Raw genomic sequence first — 22,003 nt, forward strand, 5'->3', positions numbered from 1 at the left:
AAGCTTGCAATATTACAAAAAATACGGATATAACCATCTTTTATTCAGTCATTCTTTTGTCAATCAAGAAAATATTCCTACCTTTGCGCCCGATTTATAGAAAATATAATGTCTTATTTAATTAAAGTATTAAACAATTTATTTATTAATGGAAAACTTAAAGAACGTAGCTCCTATTGAAGATTTCAACTGGGATGCTTATGAAAACGGCGAAGCAGTAACAAGCGCAAGCCACGAAGACTTAGAAAAAGCTTACGACGGTACGCTTAACAAAGTTAACGACCGTGAGGTTGTTGACGGAACCGTAATCGCAATGAACAAGCGTGAAGTAGTTGTGAACATCGGTTACAAATCAGACGGTATCATCCCTTTGAATGAATTCCGTTACAATCCTGACCTGAAAGTAGGTGATACAGTAGAAGTGTACATCGAAAACCAGGAAGACAAAAAAGGACAGCTCGTCCTGTCACACAGAAAAGCCCGCGCTACTCGTTCTTGGGATCGCGTGAACGCTGCTCTGGAAAATGAAGAAATTATCAAGGGATTCATCAAATGCCGCACTAAGGGTGGTATGATCGTAGACGTATTCGGAATCGAAGCATTCTTGCCGGGTTCTCAGATCGACGTTAAACCGATCCGCGACTATGATGTATTCGTTGGCAAAACAATGGAATTCAAAGTTGTTAAAATCAACCAGGAATTCAAAAATGTTGTTGTATCTCACAAAGCTCTTATCGAAGCTGAACTGGAACAACAGAAGAAAGAAATCATCGGTAAACTCGAAAAAGGACAAGTTCTTGAAGGAACTGTTAAAAATATCACATCTTACGGTGTGTTCATCGACCTTGGCGGCGTAGACGGTTTGATTCACATCACTGACCTTTCTTGGGGACGCGTTAGCGATCCGAAAGAAGTTGTTGAACTGGATCAGAAACTTAACGTTGTTATCCTTGACTTCGATGACGAAAAGAAACGTATCGCTCTGGGTCTGAAACAACTGACTCCGCACCCATGGGATGCTCTTGATACTGACTTGAAGGTTGGTGACAAGGTGAACGGTAAAGTTGTCGTTATGGCTGACTACGGTGCATTCATCGAAATCGCTGCTGGCGTAGAAGGTTTGATCCACGTTTCAGAAATGTCTTGGAGCCAACACCTGCGTTCTGCTCAGGACTTCATGAAGGTAGGCGACGAAGTAGAAGCTGTTGTTCTTACACTCGACCGCGAAGAACGTAAGATGTCTTTGGGTATCAAACAACTGAAACAAGATCCATGGGAAACTATCGAAGAGAAGTATCCTGTAGGTTCTAAACATACTGCAAAAGTACGTAACTTCACTAACTTCGGTGTATTCGTAGAAATCGAAGAAGGTGTAGACGGCTTGATCCACATCTCTGACCTTTCTTGGACTAAGAAAGTGAAACACCCGTCAGAATTTACTCAGATTGGTGCTGACATCGAAGTTCAGGTATTGGAAATCGACAAAGAAAACCGTCGCTTGAGCCTTGGTCACAAACAACTCGAAGAAAATCCTTGGGATGTGTTCGAAACTGTATTCACAGTAGGTTCTGTACACGAAGGTACTATCATCGAAATGTTGGATAAGGGTGCTGTTGTAGCTCTTCCTTATGGTGTAGAAGGTTTCGCAACTCCGAAACACCTTGTAAAAGAAGACGGTGCACAAGCTCAGTTGGACGAGAAACTTGAATTCAAAGTGATCGAGTTCAACAAAGATGCTAAGAGAATTATCCTGTCTCACAGCCGTATCTTCGAAGATGTTGCTAAAGCAGAAGAAAGAGCAGAAAAGAAAGCTTCTTCCGGTGCTAAGAAATCATCAAACAGTGGCAAGAGAGAAGATTCTCCGATGATCCAAAACCAGGCTGCTTCAACTACACTGGGCGACTTCGACGCTCTGGCTGCATTGAAAGAACAGTTGGAAGGAAAGAAATAATCTGAACAGAATATTTTCTAATGAAGGCGCTCCCAAACGGGGGCGCCTTTTTCTATTTACCACAGAGGACACAGAGGACGCAGAGGTGGATTGGGTATTAATACTAAAATTATATCCCCTCTGTGCCCTCTGCGTCCTCTGTGGTGAAAAAAAACATGTCCCGATTGCCGGATTGAATCTGAAATACTATATCTTTGCATACCATGGAAAAATTTGAGTTACATATATTAGGGTGCGGCTCCGCTTTGCCTACCACACGACATTTTGCGACTTCCCAAGTCGTCAACCTGCGCGAAAAACTATTTATGATTGATTGTGGGGAAGGTGCTCAGATGCAATTACGTCGTTCCCGGCTGAAATTTTCCCGATTGAACCATATCTTTATCTCTCATTTGCATGGCGACCATTGTTTTGGCCTGTTAGGACTGATTTCAACATTCGGTCTGTTGGGAAGGACAGCCGATTTGCATATCCATTCCCCGAAAGGACTTGAAGAGTTATTTGCACCGATGCTTGCCTTCTTCTGTAAGATGCTGTCTTATAAGGTGTTCTTTCATGAATTCGAAACGAAGGAACCGACCCTTATTTATGACGACCGTTCAGTAGCCGTAACTACAATTCCTTTGAAGCACCGTATTCCCTGTTGCGGCTTCCTTTTTGAAGAAAAACAACGTCCCAGTCATATTATCAGAGACATGGTAGACTTTTATAAAGTCCCCGTCTATGAGCTGAACCGTATCAAAAACGGAGCTGATTTTCTTACTCCCGAAGGAGAGGTAATCCCTAATTCACGCCTGACCCGACCTTCGGCTCCGGCACGAAAATATGCTTATTGCTCCGATACAATTTATCGTCCGGTGATTGCGGAGCAAATCAGGAATGTAGACCTGCTTTTCCATGAAGCGACTTTTGCGCAGGGAGAGGAGATACGGGCGAAAGAAACTTACCATACAACGGCAGCACAAGCAGCGCAACTTGCCTTGGATGCTGATGTAAGGCAATTGGTGATCGGACATTTTTCCGCCCGCTATGAGGATGAGTCTATTTTGCTCAATGAAGCATCCGCCATTTTCCCGCAAACAATTTTAGCGAAAGAGAATTTATGTATCGACGTTGATGGAGGAATTGCATATGAAAAGTAAATGCTTACTTTGGGGAGTTATAATTGTTAGTATCAGTTGTTTGGCTGCATGCAAAAAGGAGAAACCTTTGTCTCCGATACCAGATTCTTTAGCCAGTCTTCAGGAATTGCTCAATCCCGCCTATCAGATTAGTTCGGACAGTATCCATCTGATTATTCATTCTTATCTGAATGAGAACAAACAGGCGACTCCTTGGGATTCGGCTTTGGTAGCTCACTATCAAGAGAGTGATGATTTCTTTTGGTTGAATGATTCGCTGGTGTCAGATAAACCTGCCGTACAAGTGGCAGACTCTATGCTGTATTGGTTGGAGAATATCTCACAACATGGCATTAATCCGCGCCTTTATCCTACGGACAGTATTCGTAAAGACTTGCAGCAGATACGTACGCTGCAATTGCGGGAAGGAAAGACAATGAACCGACTGCTGGCAGATGTGGAATATCAGTTGACGGCTGCTTATCTTTCCTATGTGTGCCAGTTGAAATTCGGCTTTCTCCCTTCAGAGGACAGGTGGAACGACTCTATCTGCCGGATACCTTTGAAAAATTATGATAAGGACTTCGCAACGGCTGCTCTGGATTCTCTGCGGATGAATGCAAATACAGCCTTCCATCAAATACAGCCTTCTTCCCGGCTTTACCTGAAGATGCAGGAAGAACTGGCACGTGTGAATACCTGGGGTGAAACGGATACTACGGATTATTACCGCGACCGTCTATTGGTAAATATGGAACGGGCACGTTGGCAATATGCCTTGGATAAAGGAAAGAAATATGTAGTAGCCAATGTGGCGGCATTCATGTTGCAAGCTATCAATGAAGAGACGGACTCTATCCTCGAAATGCGTATCTGCGTGGGAAGCGTAAAGAACAAGACACCCTTGCTGTCGAGCAGAATCTACTATATGGAACTGAATCCATTTTGGAATGTCCCTCAAAGTATTATCCGGAAAGAGATTATCCCTACTTATCGCAGAGATACGACTTACTTCACTCGTAACCGTATGAAAGTATATGATAACAAGACCGGTTTGCAAGTAGACCCTCACAGCATCAAATGGGCTAAGTATGCAGGAAAGGGCGTACCCTATACAGTGAAGCAGGACAATAAAACAGGAAACTCGTTAGGACGGATCATTTTCCGTTTCCCCAATCCTCACTCTGTCTATCTGCACGACACGCCTTCCCGCTGGGCTTTCACACGCAAGAACCGGGCGGTAAGCCATGGTTGTGTACGCCTTCAGAAAGCACTCGATTTTTCGTTCTTCCTGTTGAATAAGCAGGATTCGTTGCTTGAAGACCGTATCCGCATCGCAATGGACATCAAGCCTGTGAGTGAGGAAGGGAAGAAACTGCCTATCAGTGCGGCTTATCGTGAACTGAAACATTATAGCTTAGAGAAATATATACCTTTATTTATAGATTATCAGACTGTTTATCTGTCAGCAGATAATAAATTGAGTTATTGTGAGGACATATACAAATATGATCCGTCTATACTAAAGGCAATGAATGACCAAAATTTGAAACCATAAATAAACATACAGATAACAAGAGATTATGACCCCTTATAACGAACGCGAAGTTCTGAAACTTCTTCAAGAGGAGAGTACCCAGCGGCAAGGATTCGAGATGATTGTGGCGCAGTATAGCGAGCAATTATATTGGCAAATCCGCCGGATGGTGCTGTCGCATGAGGATGCGAACGATCTCCTGCAAAACACGTTCATCAAGGCATGGACAAATATCGACTATTTCCGCGCCGAGGCGAAGCTGTCTACCTGGCTCTATCGCATCGCGCTGAACGAATGTCTCACTTTCCTGAACAAACAACGTGCCATGACTACCGTTGCCATCGACGACCCGGAAGCAATGGTGGTGCAGAAGCTGGAAAGCGACCCGTACTTTTCGGGCGACCAGGTGCAACTGTGTTTACAGAAAGCATTGATGACCCTGCCGGAAAAACAACGCATGGTATTCAACCTGAAGTACTATCAGGAAATGAAATACGAAGAGATGTCGGAAGTATTCGGTACGTCGGTTGGCGCATTGAAAGCATCTTACCATCATGCGGTGAAGAAAATAGAGAAGTTTTTAGAAGAAATTGATTAAACCTTTTAGAACGTGCAACGTCTAAGAACAAGAGAGGAGAAAAACGTATGAAAGAAGAAGATACCCTATTGAAGAAACTTGGTAAGGAAAATTCCTTCAAAGTTCCTGATAGCTACTTTGAAAACCTGACTTCGGAAGTGATGAACAAGCTTCCTGAAAAAGAGAAAGTCGTTTTTAAGGAAGAGCCTGTCAGCACATGGACAAGACTGAAACCATTGCTTTATATGGCAGCCATGTTTGTAGGTGCCGCCTTGATTATCCGGGTAGCGTCGACAGACCATAAACCTGTTACAGTAGACGAGGTAGCAGTGACAGAAGTAGATACTGAAGTAATATCTGATGAAATGATTGATGTAGCACTGGATCGTGCCATGCTGGATGATTATTCGTTATATGTTTATTTGAGTGACGCAAGTGTAGAATGATTTATTAAAACCGATTGAATACAGAAAATGAGAAAAGTAATCGCATTAGTCGTTTTGTTATGTGGCTTTATGCCTGTTCTTTGGGCTGCTGATGGATGTGACCAGCACTTGTCCCGTGAAGAGTTCAGAGCAAAACAGAAAGCGTATATTATCGAACAGGCAGATTTGACAAAAGACGAAGCTGCCAAGTTCTTCCCCGTTTATTTTGAACTTCAGGATAAAAAGAAAAAACTGAATGACGAATCGTGGGATTTGATGCGCAAAGGTAAGGATGACAAGACTACGGAAGCCCAATACGAAGAAATCAACGAGAAAGTCGCCAATAACCGTATTGCTGCCGACCAGCTTGATAAAACCTACTTGGGTAAGTTCAAGAAGATTCTTTCCAGCAAGAAGATATTTCTCGTACAGCGGGCGGAAATGCGTTTCCATCGGGAGATGATAAAAGGAATGAACCGCGGTAAAGATTCAAAGAAGAAATAAAGAGAAAATAAAAGAAGAAAAACAGAGCGTCTATTCATATGAATCGGACGCTCTGTTTGAGTAAAATAGAGCCTCTGTTCAGTGGAAATAGAGGCTCTATTTTTTTGCAATAGTCAGGGGCTTACAGCCCCTTTTTCTTTGCTTCATTCCAAATGGCATCCATCTCTCCAAGAGTCATGTCTTTCAGGTTCTTTCCCTCTTTGATGGTATGTTCTTCCAGATAATTGAAGCGGCGGATAAACTTCTGATTGGTACGTTCCAGTGCATTGTCGGGATTAATCTTATAAAGGCGTGCCGCATTGATAAGGCTGAACATGACATCTCCGAATTCGGCTTCCGCCTTATCCTTATCCATATTGGCTACCTCTTCCTGAAACTCTCCGATTTCTTCTTTCACCTTATCCCAAACCTGTTCGCGTTCTTCCCAGTCGAAGCCTACGTTGCGGGCTTTGTCCTGCATGCGGTACGCTTTGATAAGTGAGGGCAGGGCAGCGGGAACACCGCTCAATACACTCTTATTACCATCTTTTTCTTTTAATTTCAACTGTTCCCAGTTCTCGGATACCTCTCCTGCCGTTTCAGCTTTCACTTCTCCAAATACGTGGGGATGACGGAAAATCAGTTTGTCGCATAGCTTGTCGCAAACATCTTTAATGTCGAAATCTCCTGTTTCCGAACCTATCTTGGCGTAGAAAGCAACGTGCAGCAATACGTCTCCCAATTCTTTGCAAATGTCTTTTTTATCATCTCTCATCAATGCGTCGCAAAGTTCATAAGTCTCTTCTATCGTATTGGGACGCAGGCTCTCATTCGTCTGTTTGCGATCCCAGGGACATTTGACACGCAGTTCGTCGAGAATATCCAGGAAGCGTCCGAAAGCTTCCATCTGTTCTTGTCTGGTATGTGACATCGTTATATCTTTTTTGATTTTATAAATATTGCACTATAAAAGTGCACAAAGTTACTATTTTATGCACTTCCATAGTGCAGTTTATCTAATTTGTTTTTTCCACTCCCGATAAGAAATCAGCAGTCCTACCACTTCCGAATAGTTCTGCCGACCGCTTTCTATCTTATTCCCTTTCAGATAAAGGTCGTATATCCAATCCTGTACAGTACCCACTACCGGGCTATACTTGGCTGACCAATACGCTTGATTATCTTTTGCCAGTTGGATGATTTCCGGGCGGATACGATTGAAAAGCTGCGTATATTCTTCTTCGGAAAGTAGTCTCTGCGCATTTCGCAGTACATGACCGAATACCGAGAAATAACCAGAGAAACGAATCCCCATAGCTTGAGAACGGGTACAAACCTGATAAGCATAGAAATTGGCTTCCGCTTCGCTTGTAATACCCAGCAGATGCGCCAGTTCGTGAGCATAAGTGGCCGGATAGTTAGCGGGAAGCAAATCCCCGTTCAAAGTAAACTCACAGAAGAAAGGCCCCATGCTGCCGGTTACGCCCACCATTGAAATAAACGGGGTAAACAGCATAGTCTTTACTTTAGGAGATTCGTGTGGCGGACGGTGCACACGAAGGCTGTCGCTTAACTGATTGTATAGCCGTACGGTTTCTTCACGTACCAAATCCTGATTGATACTATTTACCGGAGTATAGGAACGATTGAGTTGCGTGATATAATCATTCACAAACTCTTTAAAATTCTCCGGCGTATAGGCTGTATAAGGAATCTCAGTCCGCTGATAAAAGTTCTTTTGGGAATAATTGAGTCCCCAGGCAAGATAGAACCACACGTAAATCCATAACAGGTATTCTCCGTCACGTAATAAAACTCTCTTCCAAGGCAATTTCTTGCGGAAACGACCGTAAAAAGGATAAACGATAACCCCTATGATACTGAGGAAGATAAATAAATCTCCTATCGCAAAAGGGAATAGATTGGAAATAGCCGATAAACCATAAGAAATAAAGGGATAGATTGTATGAGAATATACGGTTGCCAAAGCAGGAATCAACTGCGTCATCCATACTAAAAGCAGTAATACTCCCAATACTATATGTCTATTTTTCAACCACCGTTTCATCATTCATTCAGATTTTGGTCAACAAAAATATGCATTTAATAGACGTTACGCGAAAAAATACCTCTATATTTGCAAAAAATCTGTTAATACAGACTTTATAATCAATCTGATAGAGAGAATTATTCAACATAAACCGGATAAAAGATGGCTACAACTGAAGAAATTGAAAAGTATTGCCGGAATTGCCTGTCGCGCGATTTCGTGAATGAAAAGGGATTAGTTTGTTATCGGACAGGAGAACTTCCTGATTTTGAAGAAGAATGTGAGAACTTCGAAAACGACGAAGAACTGGAAAAGTGGGCTCCCCCGAAGCCGGAAGATTTTCCGGTGTCCATGACAAGAGAAGAGTTGCTTGCCGAGGAAAATCTGCCTAAAGGTTTGCTGTGTGGAGTGGCTGCGGCTTTCATAGGTGCGGTGGCATGGGGCTTAATTTCAGTATCTACCGGTTACCAGATCGGATATATGGCTATTGCCATCGGCTTTTTGGTGGGGTTCGCCATGCGTCAGGGGAAGGGGATACGTCCCGTCTTCGGGATTCTTGGTGCCGCATTGGCTTTGTTCAGCTGTGTGTTAGGAGATTTCTTCTCTATTATCGGCTATATTTCCAAGGATTATGAAATGCCGTTTTTTAAAGTCTTGGCGGAGGCGGATTATGGAGAAATATTCACCCTTATACTGAACAACGTGGCATCCATGACTGCATTATTCTACGGATTCGCCGTTTACGAAGGATATAAATTCTCTTTCCGTGCACAGAATCGGCCTGAGGGTGGCAAGATTTGAATTTAAATTATTAATTTTGCACCCGTTATTTTTTTGAATATACAATCTATCATATACATAAAACAATATGGAATTAGCAAGTAAGTACAATCCCGCTGACGTGGAAGGAAAGTGGTACCAGTATTGGCTGGACAATCATTTATTCAGTTCGAAACCCGATGGTCGTGAACCTTACACCATCGTCATTCCGCCCCCTAACGTCACTGGTGTGTTGCACATGGGACACATGCTTAATAATACCATCCAGGATATTTTGGTTCGCCGCGCCCGTATGGAAGGCAAGAATGCCTGCTGGGTGCCGGGGACTGACCATGCATCTATCGCCACTGAAGCGAAAGTCGTAAACAAACTCGCCGCTCAGGGCATCAAGAAAACCGACCTGACGCGTGACGAGTTCCTGAAACATGCCTGGGACTGGACAGACGAACACGGCGGCATCATCCTGAAACAGCTCCGCAAACTCGGTGCGTCCTGCGACTGGGATCGTACAGCCTTCACTATGGACGAGAAACGTAGCGAAAGCGTACTCAAAGTTTTCGTAGACCTGTTCAACAAAGGATTGATCTATCGTGGTGTCCGCATGGTAAACTGGGATCCTAAAGCACTGACCGCCCTTTCTGACGAGGAAGTTATCTACAAGGAAGAACATGGAAAACTGTATTATCTCCGTTACAAAGTAGAAGGTGACGCAGAAGGCCGCTATGCAGTAGTGGCAACTACCCGTCCCGAAACAATCATGGGAGATACGGCAATGTGTATCAACCCGAACGACCCGAAGAATGCATGGCTGAAAGGAAAGAAAGTAATCGTTCCGTTGGTGAACCGTGCCATCCCGGTGATTGAAGACGACTATGTAGACATCGAATTTGGTACAGGTTGCCTGAAAGTGACTCCGGCTCATGATGTAAACGACTATATGTTGGGTGAAAAATACAATCTGCCCAGCATCGACATCTTCAACGATAACGGTACATTGAGCGAAGCTGCCGGCATGTATATCGGAATGGATCGTTTCGATGTCCGTAAGCAAATCGAAAAAGATCTTGAAGCCGCCGGCTTGTTGGAAAAGACGGAAGCCTATACGAATAAGGTAGGATATTCCGAACGTACGAATGTAGTGATCGAACCGAAACTGTCTATGCAGTGGTTCCTCAAAATGGAGCATTTTGCAGATATGGCATTGCCGCCTGTAATGAACGACGACCTGAAGTTCTATCCTGCAAAATATAAGAATACTTACCGTCACTGGATGGAGAACATCAAAGACTGGTGTATCAGTCGTCAGTTGTGGTGGGGACACCGTATTCCTGCTTACTTCCTGCCCGAAGGCGGTTATGTGGTAGCCGTTACTCCCGAAGAAGCTTTGGCAAAAGCCAAAGAAAAGACAGGTAACGCAGCCCTGACAATAGACGATTTCCGTCAGGATGAAGACTGTTTGGATACCTGGTTCTCTTCCTGGCTGTGGCCTATCTCTCTGTTCGACGGAATCAACAACCCGGGCAATGAAGAAATCAAATACTACTATCCGACAAGTGACCTGGTGACAGGGCCGGATATTATCTTTTTCTGGGTAGCCCGCATGATTATGGCAGGTTATGAGTACGAAGGACAGATGCCGTTCAAGAACGTTTATTTCACAGGTATCGTTCGCGACAAGCAGGGACGTAAGATGTCCAAGTCGCTCGGTAACTCTCCCGACCCGTTGGAACTGATTGAAAGGTATGGTGCGGACGGTGTACGTATGGGTATGATGCTTGCGGCTCCTGCCGGAAACGATATCCTTTTCGACGACGCGCTTTGCGAGCAGGGACGTAACTTCTGCAACAAGATATGGAATGCTTTCCGCCTGATTAAAGGATGGACAGTTGACGATAGCCTTCAAGCCACAGAAGCGGCAAGACTGGCTACCCACTGGTTCGAGTCCAAACAGAACGAAGTAGCGGCAGAAGTGGCAGACTTGTTCAAGAAGTACCGTTTGAGCGAAGCATTGATGGCTGTTTATAAATTATTCTGGGATGAATTCTCTTCCTGGTATCTGGAAATGATTAAACCCGCTTACGGACAAGGCATTGACCGTGCTACCTATAACGCTACCCTCTGTTATTTGGATAACTTGTTGCATCTTCTCCATCCGTTTATGCCGTTTATCACCGAAGAGTTATGGCAACAGATGTATGAACGCAATGCAGAAGAGGGAGAAAGTTTGATGGTGAGTGCTTTAAATATGGATACATATGTTGATACCAACGATGTTGCACAGTTTGAAGTCGTTAAAGATATCATCAGTAATATCCGCAGCATCCGTCTTCAGAAGAATATAGCACAGAAAGAAGCGCTTGAGTTGCAAGTATTGGGTGAGAATCCGGTTGCAGAATTCAATGCGGTCATTCAGAAGATGTGCAATCTTTCTTCTATTGAGGTGGTTGAAAACAAGGCGGAAGGTGCCGCATCTTTCATGGTCGGCACGACAGAATTTGCCGTACCTTTGGGCAATATGATTGATGTAGAAGCAGAAATCGCCCGTATGGAAGCCGAATTGAAACACAAAGAAGGGTTCTTGCAGGGAGTGTTGAAGAAACTCAGCAACGAGAAGTTTGTTAATAATGCTCCGGCAGCCGTTCTAGAAATGGAACGCAAGAAACAGGCGGACGCTGAAAGTATCATCAACTCTTTGAAGGAAAGTATTGCTGCTTTGAAGAAAGCATAATTCTCTGATACTTAATTTTATGTAATATAGGGCATCTCAATTAGATTTGGGATGCCTTTCTTTTTGAAAAAAGAAATTAATGTTATCTTTGCTTCCGCTATTATTATAGAATATCACAAATGAAACAAGCGCTACGGATTATCTCATTTCTCGGATTATTCCTTATTATCGAGGGAATCTTATCGCCCGTGTCCGCTCGGGACGAAAGTTCAAATAAAGAAGTACTGGTATTGAACTCCATTAATTTTAATCTTCCCTGGGCTAAAAACTTTTATTGGTATGTGCACGATGCCCTTCAGAAAAAAGGCATCTCTGCCAAAGCGGAGTCACTTTGTGTACCTGCTTTAGCGAACGAGATGGAAGCAAAGGCCGTAGTCGACCATTTGCGCCAGAAATATCCTGTGCCGCCCGCAGCCGTTGTATTGATTGGAGATCCGGGATGGATTGTATGCCGCGAACTGTTTGATGATGTTTGGAAAGATGTCCCGGTGATTGTGACAAATGCCCGCGACCATTTGCCTGCATCTCTGGATATTCTGTTGTCTCATGCCCCACTGACGGAAACGAACAGCGTCCCCGGTGAAGAATGGAGACGGGGATATAACATGACAATCTTAAAGCAGCATTATTATGCCAAGGAAACAATCGAACTGATTTATCAACTGATACCTGATATGGAGCGGGTGGCATTCATCTCAGATGACAGATATATCAGTGAGGAAACCCGTAGAGACGTAAAAGAAGCGGTAGAGAAAAACTTCCCTGACTTGCAACTGGATCTTCTTTCCACCACCCACTTGTCGACAGAAATGCTACTGGATACTTTACGCAGTTATAAACCGAATACGGGAATCATCTATTATTCATGGTTTGAGTCGCACAACGAAAACGATAACAACTACCTTTTCGACCATATCCAGGAGATTATCACCAATTTCATTCCGTCCCCTCTGTTCCTGCTTTCTCCCGAAGACCTGTCGAACAATACTTATGCCGGTGGCTATTATGTTTCAACTGAATCTTTTTGTGATTCCTTGTTAGAAACCCTTGAACGCATATTGAATGGAGAGCAAGCGCGGAATATCCCGGGCAGAGTGGGTGGGGAAGGAAGTGCTTATCTCTGTTATCCGGTGTTGAAATCTTACAATATCCCTTCATACCTTTATCCGAAGGATGCTTTTTACGTCAATGAACCCAAAACTTTTTTCCAGCAATATCGTACCGAAATCCTTTCCGGTGCCATTTTCTTATTTGTGTTGGTCGCCGCTATTACCTATTATATCCGCCTTCTTCGGAAAGCATATAGCCGCCTGCACGAAGCGATGGAGAAAGCAGAGCAGGCCAACCAACTGAAATCCGCTTTCCTTGCCAATATGAGCCACGAGATACGTACGCCATTAAATGCGATTGTCGGTTTCTCAAATATGCTTCCCGAAATAGAAGACCGCGCAAAGATGCGCGAATATGCGGACATCATCGAAACCAATACAGACCTGTTGCTCCAATTGATTAATGATATTCTGGACTTATCGAAGATTGAGGCGGGAACATTCGACTTCTGCCCTTCATTAATTGATGTGAATCAGACTCTGACGGAAATCGAGCAGAGTATGCAGTTGCGTCTGAAAAGCGACACTGTTACTTTCACATTTACCGAACGGTTACCGGAATGTACTTTTTATATAGATAAGAACCGTCTGATGCAATTACTTTCCAACTTCGCAATCAACGCGATCAAATTTACTAAGGTGGGAAATATCCGTATGGGATACCGCATGGTAGATGCCGGAACGATTTGTTTTTATGTGTCGGATACCGGCTGTGGAATGTCGCATGAGCAATGCGCCCATGTATTCGAGCGATTTGTGAAATACAATCCTTTCATACAAGGCACGGGATTGGGACTTTCTATTTGCCATACGATTGTTGACCGTTTGAAAGGAAAAATAGGAGTGGACTCAAAAGAAGGCGAAGGCTCTACTTTTTGGTTTACTCTGCCTTACCGGAAGGAATAAAATCAGTTGTTTATTAATCTCATAAGTATCTGGTAGGTGAAGCGTTATGCTTTCACCTGACTGATAGTGGTAAACAAGACAATGTCCGGCGGAATTTTATCTATCTAGCCTGCCTCAAGGAAATAAAAGTGGTAGTAGTAACGGAAGGTAATCCTTCAAATCCACACGCAGTTGCTTTAATGCCTGCTGAATGCGGTAATCTATCGTTTTTGGTGATACACCCAGTGTCTCCGCAATCTCTTTGTAGCTCATGTCCCGGAAACGGTGCATCACGAAGGCTTCCCGATAGCTTTCGGGCAGTGCCGCGACAGCTTCCTCAATCCGTTTGGTGAGTTCTTCAACCTGGTAGTAGTCTGTATCTTGCAGCATTTCCTGCATTTCTTCATAGAAACGGGTGTCGGCTCGTTGGGTGGCGTCAATATGCGCGAGCTTGTTTAAAGCCCTGCGGTACACCATCTTAAAAAGGTAGGAGTTCAGAGAAGATTCAATAACCAGTGTTTCCCGATTTTCCCAAATCCATAAAAGAGAATCTTCCACAATCTCTTCCGCATCTTCCAAGTCGACAAACCGGTGACCATACGCACACAATATCGGATAATATCTCCGAAACAGTATGTCGAATGCTTTCAAGTCCCCGTGTTGGACGGCTGATAACAGGAAATCGTTGTTTGATTGGTAGGTTTCTTTCATGCATTAGTTTTGTTATTTCACTGCAAATATAGCCTTTTTATAAGAAAACAAAGATTTTCTGAAAAAAAATGGTTTTTAGTTTAGGAGTCTTCCGGTTTTCTCTTGTCTTATAATAAAAGGCAATAAAAACAGCATATGGATAATACAGGTAAAAATACGATAGAAGAACTGCTTCCCCGTTATTGTGAAGGACTGACAACGGAGGAAGAACGCCTGCAAGTCGAAACTTGGATGGATGAATCGGAAGAGAACCGGCGGACGGCAAAACAAGTTCATGCACTTTATTTGGCTACGGATACACTTCATGTTATGAAGAAAGTAGACACGGAGAAAGCTTTGTCAAGGGTAAAAAGCAGGATGACAGGTAAGAAGAAAACGATGTGGTGGGAATGGGCACAACGTGCGGCAGCAGTTCTGTTCATTCCACTTCTCGTCACTTTGATGGTGCAGCATTGGGGAAATGATGAGCAAGAGCTGGCACAAATGATGGAGATAAAGACTAATCCCGGAATGACTACTTCATTAACATTACCTGACGGTACACTTGTATTCTTGAATTCAGAATCAACACTAAGTTACCCGTCATGCTTCGACGGGGATACGCGAAACGTAAACTTACAGGGAGAAGCTTATTTCGAAGTAGCCAAGAATCCGGAAAAGAAGTTTATCGTTTCTACTTCCCATCAGTCGCAAATAGAAGTATTGGGTACTCATTTCAATGTAGAAGCATACGAAAAAGAAAATAGAGTTTCGGCCACATTGGTAGAAGGGAAAATCGGTTTTATCTATAAATGCGATAATGCTTCTAAGAAAGTATTAATGGCTCCCGGCCAAAAACTGATCTATGACTCGAAAGACAGTAAGGTACAACTTTATGCCACTTCCGGTGAATCGGAGACAGCTTGGAAGGAAGGTAAGATTATATTCAGAAACACTCCTTTGGAAGAAGGCTTGCGAATGTTGGAAAAACGGTATAATGTAGAGTTTATCATTAAAAACAATCGTTTGAAAGGAGATTCATTTACAGGTACATTCACCAACCAACGCCTGGAACGTATCCTTGAATACTTCCAGCTTTCTTCTCAAATCCGCTGGCGTTATCTTGATTCTCCGGATATAACAGATGAAAAGAGTAAGATTGAAATATATTGATTGAATAACCTTAATACAGAAATGCAATGAAAGACAGACCCCCTTAAATAAAAAACATACGGGATGATATTGGCGTATCTTCCCGTATGGAAATCGGTAAATCTTTTTGATGCTTGTTTGGCGACAAGCTTAGATAAACTTTTTATTAACTTTAAGTCATTACAAATTTATGCAAAATTATTTTAGCATCCAATTTTTATGGGTGGTAAAGTCGCTTTGGCTAACCTCAAAAAAAATCCCATTATCTATGAGACTATTAGTTTTGTTCTTAGTATGTTCTATCGGACTGGGTTATGCGGCCGATAGTTACGCTCAGAAAGCTATGATTAGTATCGATGCCCGCAATCAGCGTGTAGAGGATATTCTGAAAGAGATTGAAGAACAGTCGGACTTTGACTTTTTCTTTAACAACAAACATGTGGATTTGAACCGCCGTGTATCAGTCTCGGCTGATAAGAGTAATATCTTCAGTGTATTGAAAGAAATCTTTGCCGGTACGGATGTGAAATATTCAGTATTGGATAAGAAGATTATATTGTCTGTTGAGGCGCAGTCGCCACAACAAGAAAAGACAGTTGCAGTATCGGGTACAGTGTTGGATCTTAAAGGAGAGCCAATCATCGGAGCCAGTGTATTGGAGAAAGGAGTGAAAGGTAACGGAACGATAACCGATGTTGACGGTCGTTTTAAACTTTCAGTTTCTTCTTCAAAAGCACAACTGGATATTACTTATATTGGTTATCAGCCACAAACGGTTATTGTGCAGGCAGGAAAGGAACTTAATATAACGTTGCTGGAAGATGCTAAGCAGTTGGATGAGGTTGTCGTTGTGGGATATGGTACGCAGAATAAGAAAACGTTGACTGGTGCTGTATCAGTCATGGATATGAAAGATATGGAAACTTCTACGGTATCTACTGTTGCACACGCGCTGGCTGGTAAGGCCGCAGGTTTGCGTGTCAATCAGGTGTCAGCCCAACCGGGCGGTGGTTCCAAGTTCCGTATCCGTGGTGAGGCTTCTACGGGAGCGGGTAATGAGCCGCTTTTCGTAATTGACGGATTTCCGGTGAGTTCATCCAATACCCTTGACTCAGGAAATATCTACGAAGCGGGCACTACGGATAATGTTTTGGAATCATTGAGTCCTGATGATATTGAATCAATCACAGTTTTGAAAGATGCGGCATCCACAGCCATTTATGGTTCCAGAGCCGGGCACGGTGTTATTCTTATCACTACTAAACGTGGTAAATCCGGTAAACCGAGAATTTCTTATTCAGGTTCGGGGTCTGTGCAGAAGATTCGTGCCCAATATCAAATGCTGGATGTGAAATCATTCATGCTTGAACGTAACGAACAAGACTATGAAAACTATCTGGCAAGTAACGGATTGGGCATTTACGAAGGATACGTCAGCAAACCGGAGAAAATCGGAACATTTACTCCTACCTACTCTTACGATAAAATTAACCAGGCGAAAGGTACTGACTGGTTGGACGAGGTGACACGTACGGGATATATGCAGCAACATAATCTTTCTATCAATGGTGGAACAGAAAGTACACGTTATTTGGTTTCTGTGAACTATATGCATCAGGACGGTGTGGTGAAAAACAATGCTGCCACTCGTCTATCCGCCCGTGTTAACTTGGATCAGGATATAAATAAGATGCTGACTGTCGGATTAAGTGCTTCTTATGCGCAGAATAAATATGACAATGTTCCTTTAGGAGATAAAGTCGACCAGAATGCTGGGGTGCTGACTGCTGCTATTCAAGCTAATCCGTCTACGCCGGTCTACGATGAAAATGGTGATTATTATATTGATCCGGCTCGCTCTTCCATTCCTAACGCGGTATCATTGTTGGAGATAAAAGACAATACTGTAAAAGACAGAATTATGGCTTCTGCCTATGCATTGTTAAAACCTTTGGAAGGGTTGGAACTGAAAGCGCAGTTGGGAGCCGACCGCCGTGGTCAGAAGAGAAATAGTTACGTGCCGAAGAGTACACTGTCCGGAGCAAATGAAAACGGTATAGCCAACATAGCCCAAGAGTCTTCAACTGATTATCTGATGGACTTGACAGCGACTTACAGCAAGGCACTGGGTGAACATAATTTAAAGGCGTTGGTGGGATATTCATATCAAAGGTTTACGGGCAATTCGGTTAGAGCGGGCAATTCGGATTTTATTATTGACGGATTTGAATATAATAACCTGTCGGCCGGGGCTAATCCCAAGCCGACGGTAGGTTCCGGTGCTTGGTTGAATTGCTTAGGCTCTTATTTTGCACGTGTGAACTATTCGTGGAAAGGTCGCTATCTGCTGGAAGGCTCATTACGTATAGATGGTGCTTCGAATTTTGAACCGGAACATCGTTGGGGATATTTTCCGTCGGTATCGGCCGGTTGGTTGATTAGTGAAGAGAAGTTTATGAAAAAATTGTCATGGCTTCCTTATGCCAAGTTGAGAGCATCTTACGGTCAGACTGGTAATTCGAATGTCGGAAACCGGGTGAATACTTACTACTCGGTAGGACACGGATATGTATTGGGTGATTTACTGAGCACTGGTGTATATACTTCAGAGTTGGGTAATCCTGCTATAACTTGGGAGACAACTACAGAATATAATGTCGGTTTGGATCTTGGCTTCTTTAATAACCGTTTGCGTGTAACGGCTGAGTATTTTAATCGTACTATTTCTGACTTGCTGGTCACTTCCAAGCCTATTCCTTCTTATAATGAAGTGACTACAATCGCAGGAAATATCGGTTCTACGCAGAGTAAGGGTTACGAGCTGACTTTGAATACAGTAAACTTCGACCGGAAGGATTTCTCGTGGACTACTACATTGACACTTTCTCATTATGAAGACCGTTGGAAAGAACGTGACCCGAACTGGAAACCTGCTGCTTATCAAAGCAAGAATGACCCGATACGTGCCTGGTGGGATTACCATGCAATCGGTATTATGCAGGTAGGTGAAAAGGCTCCCGCTGCTCAGGCAGACTTGTTGCCGGGTATGGTAAAACTGGCTGATTTGGATGGAAACGGTGTGTTGGACGAACGTGACATGGTTTATCAAGGTAATGGAGATCCTAAGATTATTTATGGTATGAATAATGCTTTTACTTACAAGAATTTCGATTTCTCCATCTATTTTTATGGTGAAGCCGGCAGGAAAGTGGGAGCCAGCTATCTGAAAAAGTGGAACCGTATCAGTACCGGGCAAAATGTTTCAGTAAAAGCCGTTGAGTCTTTTGATAGTCGAAATACCACTGCTACACACCCTACTTATATTTTGGGTAGTGGCAACAACTGGGGAGATTATTATAATAAGTCCATTTATTATGTGCGTTGTGGGAGTATCAGCCTGGGATATAAGATTCCCGTAAAAGAGAAATACGCCAAGAATCTTCGTGTTTTTGCTGAAGTGAGCAACCCGTTTGTGATAACCAATTGGGATGGATTGGATCCGGAAACAGATAACGGTAATTTCTCTTACCCTAATGTTACGTCTTATAGCTTTGGCCTTAATGTTACATTCTAAAAAAGTTACTATGAAAATGAAGAAAATATATTTATTGTCATTACTGATGCTCGGATTGGCCGGATGCGAGCTGGAGACAGAAGTTTATGATAAAATCAACCCTACTGTATTTCCTAAAAATGCGGCGGATGCGAAGGCTTTGGTAACAGCCAGTGCGTACAATGTATTTAATCCGCAGGATTATGATGCATTGGATAAGAACAAGAGCAATCCGGGTATTTTCAATATAGCCTGGGGATATACATTGACTTCTGATATGTCTACCGACCATGTGGAATGTAGTTGGGAGTGGACTACTGTGTACAACTCTTATGAAGCGGACGACTGGCATGTATCCGGCGATACGCGGGCTATTTATACATTTAACAATTATTTGTCATCCATGTGCCTTGCCAAGGATCGTATCAAAGATGTGAATATGAGCCAGGACTTGAAAGAACGTTATAATGCGGAACTGGATTGCGGTATGGGATTTTTGGCATTCTTGCTGTATGACCTTTATGGCCCGATTCCTGTAGCCGATTTGGAGACTTTGAAAGAGCCGGGAGCCGAAAAGATTCTTCCACGGCTGACTGAGGAACAGATGCGCGAGTATATTGAAAGTCATTTATTGGCTGCCCGGAATGTCTTGCCATATAAATATGATGAAAGCGAGTATGGGAGATTTACAAAAGGGCTGGCGAATACATTGCTGTTGAAGTTCTATATGAAGACAGGTGAGTGGGCAAAGGCTGAAGAAGTTGGGCGCGAACTGCAAAAAGCGGAGTATGGATATAAACTGGTAGATGATTATAACTCCATATTCACTCTTGCGGGAGAAAGAAATACAGAAACCATTTTTGCAGTGATAGCCAAGCGGGGATATATGGAGACACAGTGGTTTGCGCACGTACTACCAGCAGATTTTCCGACTTCGGAAGATATTCAGAAATGGGGCGGTTATAAAGTTTCCTGGCCTTTTTATCAGAGTTATGATAAGGATGATAAGCGTCTGCAACGTTTGTATGGCGAATATACAGCGGCAGACGGAACGGTACATAATTACGAGAAAGATCGCGTAAACGGTAAATCCACTTCTATTCTATATTATGGTGCGGTTCCGATGAAATACAAGGTAGAAGGCGTGGTAGGATATAACTGCGAAATAGATATGCCGATTTACCGATATGCCGATGTCTTGACATTATTGGCGGAAGCTATCGTGCGTAATGGAAATAAGCTGACGCAAGAAGCAGTCAACTTATTGAATGATGTGCGTACAAGAAGCCTTCCGGGCAAGGGGTATCAGTTGAGTGACTTTCCTAATGTAGAGACATTTCTGGATAAGTTGTTGGAAGAACGCGGACACGAATTCTATATGGAGGGCGTGCGTCGTCAGGATTTGATTCGTCATGGCAAGTTTATCGAATATGCAATAAAGAAAGCTGAATTTGCAGGCAAGCCGACAGGTAAGATTGCTACTCAGGTAAACGGGCATTATAAATACGAACGGTTCCCTCTTCCACCGAAGGTTATTAATGAGGGGATGGGACTGATCGAACAAAATCCGGGATATTAATCAGATGTTTTACTAATACATTAAAACATAGAAGATGAAAAATTTGAAAACTATTATAGGATTGGGGCTTTGCCTCATTTTGGGTGCTTGTGTTGAAAAGACAGAGGTGAAAGTCGATATACCGATGTCCGGGGTTAATCTATCGGTACCTTCCAATCAAGCCTCTTTTGATTTGAATGATGTGGCGGATACATATCGTTTTTCATGGAGTGATGCGGGGCATGATTCATACACAATACTTTTCAGCCCTAACAGTGTGTTTGAACCCTACTATGCGGTGGAGGCTGGTAGTACGACGCAAATAAAACTTTCACCGGATCAATTGGATATAGCCATGTCTGCCTTGAACATGAGTGGGGAAGATATGCATACCATTTACTGGAGTGTGAAACCGACAGGAAAACTTGAGGTGGCGGCATCTGATATCCGTACAATCTCAATGAAACGGATGCACAACTTCCTGACTAAGCCCGAAGATGCCGAACGTTATGTCTTGAATGCGGATGCGCAGGACACGAAAGTGCAGTTCGAATGGGAAGAAAGGGGGGCTGCCGGACAAGGATACGAATTATTGTTCTCAACGGATATGAATTTTGAAGACCCGTTGGTCATTGCGGCAGGTACGGAAAATAAGACTGAAGTGACACATGCGCAATTGCAGGCAGTGATTGAGGATTTGCATTTGAAGCTTTTCACTGCTTCGAAGGTTTATTGGAATGTCCGTAATAAGGCGACCGGTGAAAATGTATCCCGTATGTGTAAAAGTATTGATTTGACAGGCATGATGATATTCAATGACAAACGGGGGGATGAAGTCGAAAGCTATCCTGTAAGAAGGATTGAATTCAGGGATGGTTCATCTCAGATTTGGTTGTGTGAAAATCTGCGGGCGAAGAAATATCCTGATGGTACAGATATAGAAGGGGAGAATATTATACCTGCGTATAGGGGGGATAATGTTCCTCAACCAACGGAAGAGATGGTAAGGTTATTTGGTGCTTATTATCCTCAGAATATAAAGAATAGTATTGTGCCCGAAGGATGGAGACTTCCGACACAAGCTGAATATGATGAATTGTTTGCGTTGGCAGGGATTAAATCGGCTAAATGCTATTGTATTATGTATTATGATCCATTGTTTTGGGGGGAATTGGGGGTTACGGAAGCACAAATCCCGACTTTTAATACTTGGGAGATGAACTTTATACCTGCCGGCCAGGGATGGACAGGCGGTGGCACGATAACAAATGCGATGACGAGATATTGTTATCTCCTGACTTCCGACCAAACTGTGTCTTACTTGTTTGATGGTTATCAGACATTCCCGACGGGGTCAACTTTTGCTTCTGTGAGATTGATTTATAATGAAGATTAAACTTGGAA

The 22,003-nt window shown here is 43.2% G+C and carries 16 protein-coding genes; 13 read left to right on the plus strand and 3 right to left on the minus strand.

Translation table 11 applies throughout. The features are described 5' to 3' along the window. Positions 1-148 precede the first annotated feature (148 nt). The 6 genes from rpsA (at position 149) to BacF7301_RS11530 (ending at position 6,115) form a co-directional block, all read left to right on the plus strand. Positions 149-1,951, plus strand: coding sequence for a 30S ribosomal protein S1 (gene rpsA / locus BacF7301_RS11505; protein WP_167962912.1), 1,803 nt, complete (start codon positions 149-151; stop codon positions 1,949-1,951). Between the two features lie 203 nt (positions 1,952-2,154). Then, positions 2,155-3,093 carry a ribonuclease Z gene (locus tag BacF7301_RS11510; protein WP_167962914.1) on the plus strand — a complete coding sequence of 313 codons (939 nt, stop codon included), beginning with the start codon at positions 2,155-2,157 and terminating at the stop codon, positions 3,091-3,093. After that, on the plus strand, positions 3,083-4,630 hold the full coding sequence (locus tag BacF7301_RS11515; protein ID WP_209319523.1) for a L,D-transpeptidase family protein: 1,548 nt from the start codon (positions 3,083-3,085) through the stop codon (positions 4,628-4,630). Before BacF7301_RS11510 ends, BacF7301_RS11515 begins: the two co-directional genes overlap by 11 nt. Before the next feature lie 25 nt (positions 4,631-4,655). Continuing rightward, positions 4,656-5,207 (plus strand): RNA polymerase sigma factor, encoded by a 552-nt coding sequence (locus BacF7301_RS11520; protein WP_167962918.1) that lies wholly within the window; start codon positions 4,656-4,658, stop codon positions 5,205-5,207. A 47-nt stretch (positions 5,208-5,254) separates the two neighbouring features. After that, positions 5,255-5,632, plus strand: coding sequence for a hypothetical protein (locus BacF7301_RS11525; protein WP_167962920.1), 378 nt, complete (start codon positions 5,255-5,257; stop codon positions 5,630-5,632). Between the two features lie 27 nt (positions 5,633-5,659). Beyond that, positions 5,660-6,115 (plus strand): hypothetical protein, encoded by a 456-nt coding sequence (locus BacF7301_RS11530; RefSeq protein WP_167962922.1) that lies wholly within the window; start codon positions 5,660-5,662, stop codon positions 6,113-6,115. A gap of 121 nt (positions 6,116-6,236) precedes the next feature. On the opposite strand, the gene mazG is transcribed toward BacF7301_RS11530, so the two are convergent. Both mazG and BacF7301_RS11540 read right to left on the minus strand, forming a co-directional pair. Beyond that, positions 6,237-7,025 (minus strand): nucleoside triphosphate pyrophosphohydrolase, encoded by a 789-nt coding sequence (mazG, locus tag BacF7301_RS11535; RefSeq protein WP_167962924.1) that lies wholly within the window; start codon positions 7,023-7,025, stop codon positions 6,237-6,239. Between the two features lie 81 nt (positions 7,026-7,106). Next, positions 7,107-8,165 (minus strand): DUF3810 domain-containing protein, encoded by a 1,059-nt coding sequence (locus tag BacF7301_RS11540; RefSeq protein ID WP_167962926.1) that lies wholly within the window; start codon positions 8,163-8,165, stop codon positions 7,107-7,109. 141 nt (positions 8,166-8,306) lie between these two features. On the opposite strand from BacF7301_RS11540, the gene BacF7301_RS11545 reads away from it, so the two are divergent. From BacF7301_RS11545 to BacF7301_RS11555, 3 genes are all read left to right on the plus strand, one after another. Next, positions 8,307-8,945: a hypothetical protein gene (locus BacF7301_RS11545; protein WP_167962928.1), complete on the plus strand. Its 639-nt coding sequence runs from the start codon at positions 8,307-8,309 to the stop codon at positions 8,943-8,945. Between the two features lie 67 nt (positions 8,946-9,012). Continuing rightward, on the plus strand, positions 9,013-11,652 hold the full coding sequence (locus BacF7301_RS11550) for a valine--tRNA ligase (protein ID WP_167962930.1): 2,640 nt from the start codon (positions 9,013-9,015) through the stop codon (positions 11,650-11,652). 119 nt (positions 11,653-11,771) lie between these two features. Further along, positions 11,772-13,667 carry a sensor histidine kinase gene (locus BacF7301_RS11555; protein ID WP_167962932.1) on the plus strand — a complete coding sequence of 632 codons (1,896 nt, stop codon included), beginning with the start codon at positions 11,772-11,774 and terminating at the stop codon, positions 13,665-13,667. 114 nt (positions 13,668-13,781) lie between these two features. Here the strand turns inward: BacF7301_RS11555 and BacF7301_RS11560 are convergent, their stop codons facing one another. Beyond that, complete coding sequence (locus BacF7301_RS11560) at positions 13,782-14,357, minus strand: RNA polymerase sigma-70 factor (protein ID WP_167962934.1); 576 nt, start codon at positions 14,355-14,357, stop codon at positions 13,782-13,784. A 135-nt stretch (positions 14,358-14,492) separates the two neighbouring features. Here BacF7301_RS11560 and BacF7301_RS11565 point away from each other — a divergent pair, with 135 nt between their 5' ends. The 4 genes from BacF7301_RS11565 (at position 14,493) to BacF7301_RS11580 (ending at position 21,995) form a co-directional block, all read left to right on the plus strand. Beyond that, positions 14,493-15,509: a FecR domain-containing protein gene (locus tag BacF7301_RS11565; protein ID WP_167962936.1), complete on the plus strand. Its 1,017-nt coding sequence runs from the start codon at positions 14,493-14,495 to the stop codon at positions 15,507-15,509. A 169-nt stretch (positions 15,510-15,678) separates the two neighbouring features. Next, positions 15,679-19,062 (plus strand): TonB-dependent receptor, encoded by a 3,384-nt coding sequence (locus tag BacF7301_RS11570; RefSeq protein ID WP_167962938.1) that lies wholly within the window; start codon positions 15,679-15,681, stop codon positions 19,060-19,062. 16 nt (positions 19,063-19,078) lie between these two features. After that, complete coding sequence (locus BacF7301_RS11575; protein WP_167962940.1) at positions 19,079-20,620, plus strand: RagB/SusD family nutrient uptake outer membrane protein; 1,542 nt, start codon at positions 19,079-19,081, stop codon at positions 20,618-20,620. A 34-nt stretch (positions 20,621-20,654) separates the two neighbouring features. After that, positions 20,655-21,995 (plus strand): SusE domain-containing protein, encoded by a 1,341-nt coding sequence (locus BacF7301_RS11580; protein WP_167962942.1) that lies wholly within the window; start codon positions 20,655-20,657, stop codon positions 21,993-21,995. The last annotated feature ends 8 nt before the right edge of the window (positions 21,996-22,003 follow it).

Origin of the sequence: Bacteroides faecium, from assembly GCF_012113595.1 — a bacterium.
GTDB lineage: Bacteria > Bacteroidota > Bacteroidia > Bacteroidales > Bacteroidaceae > Bacteroides > Bacteroides faecium.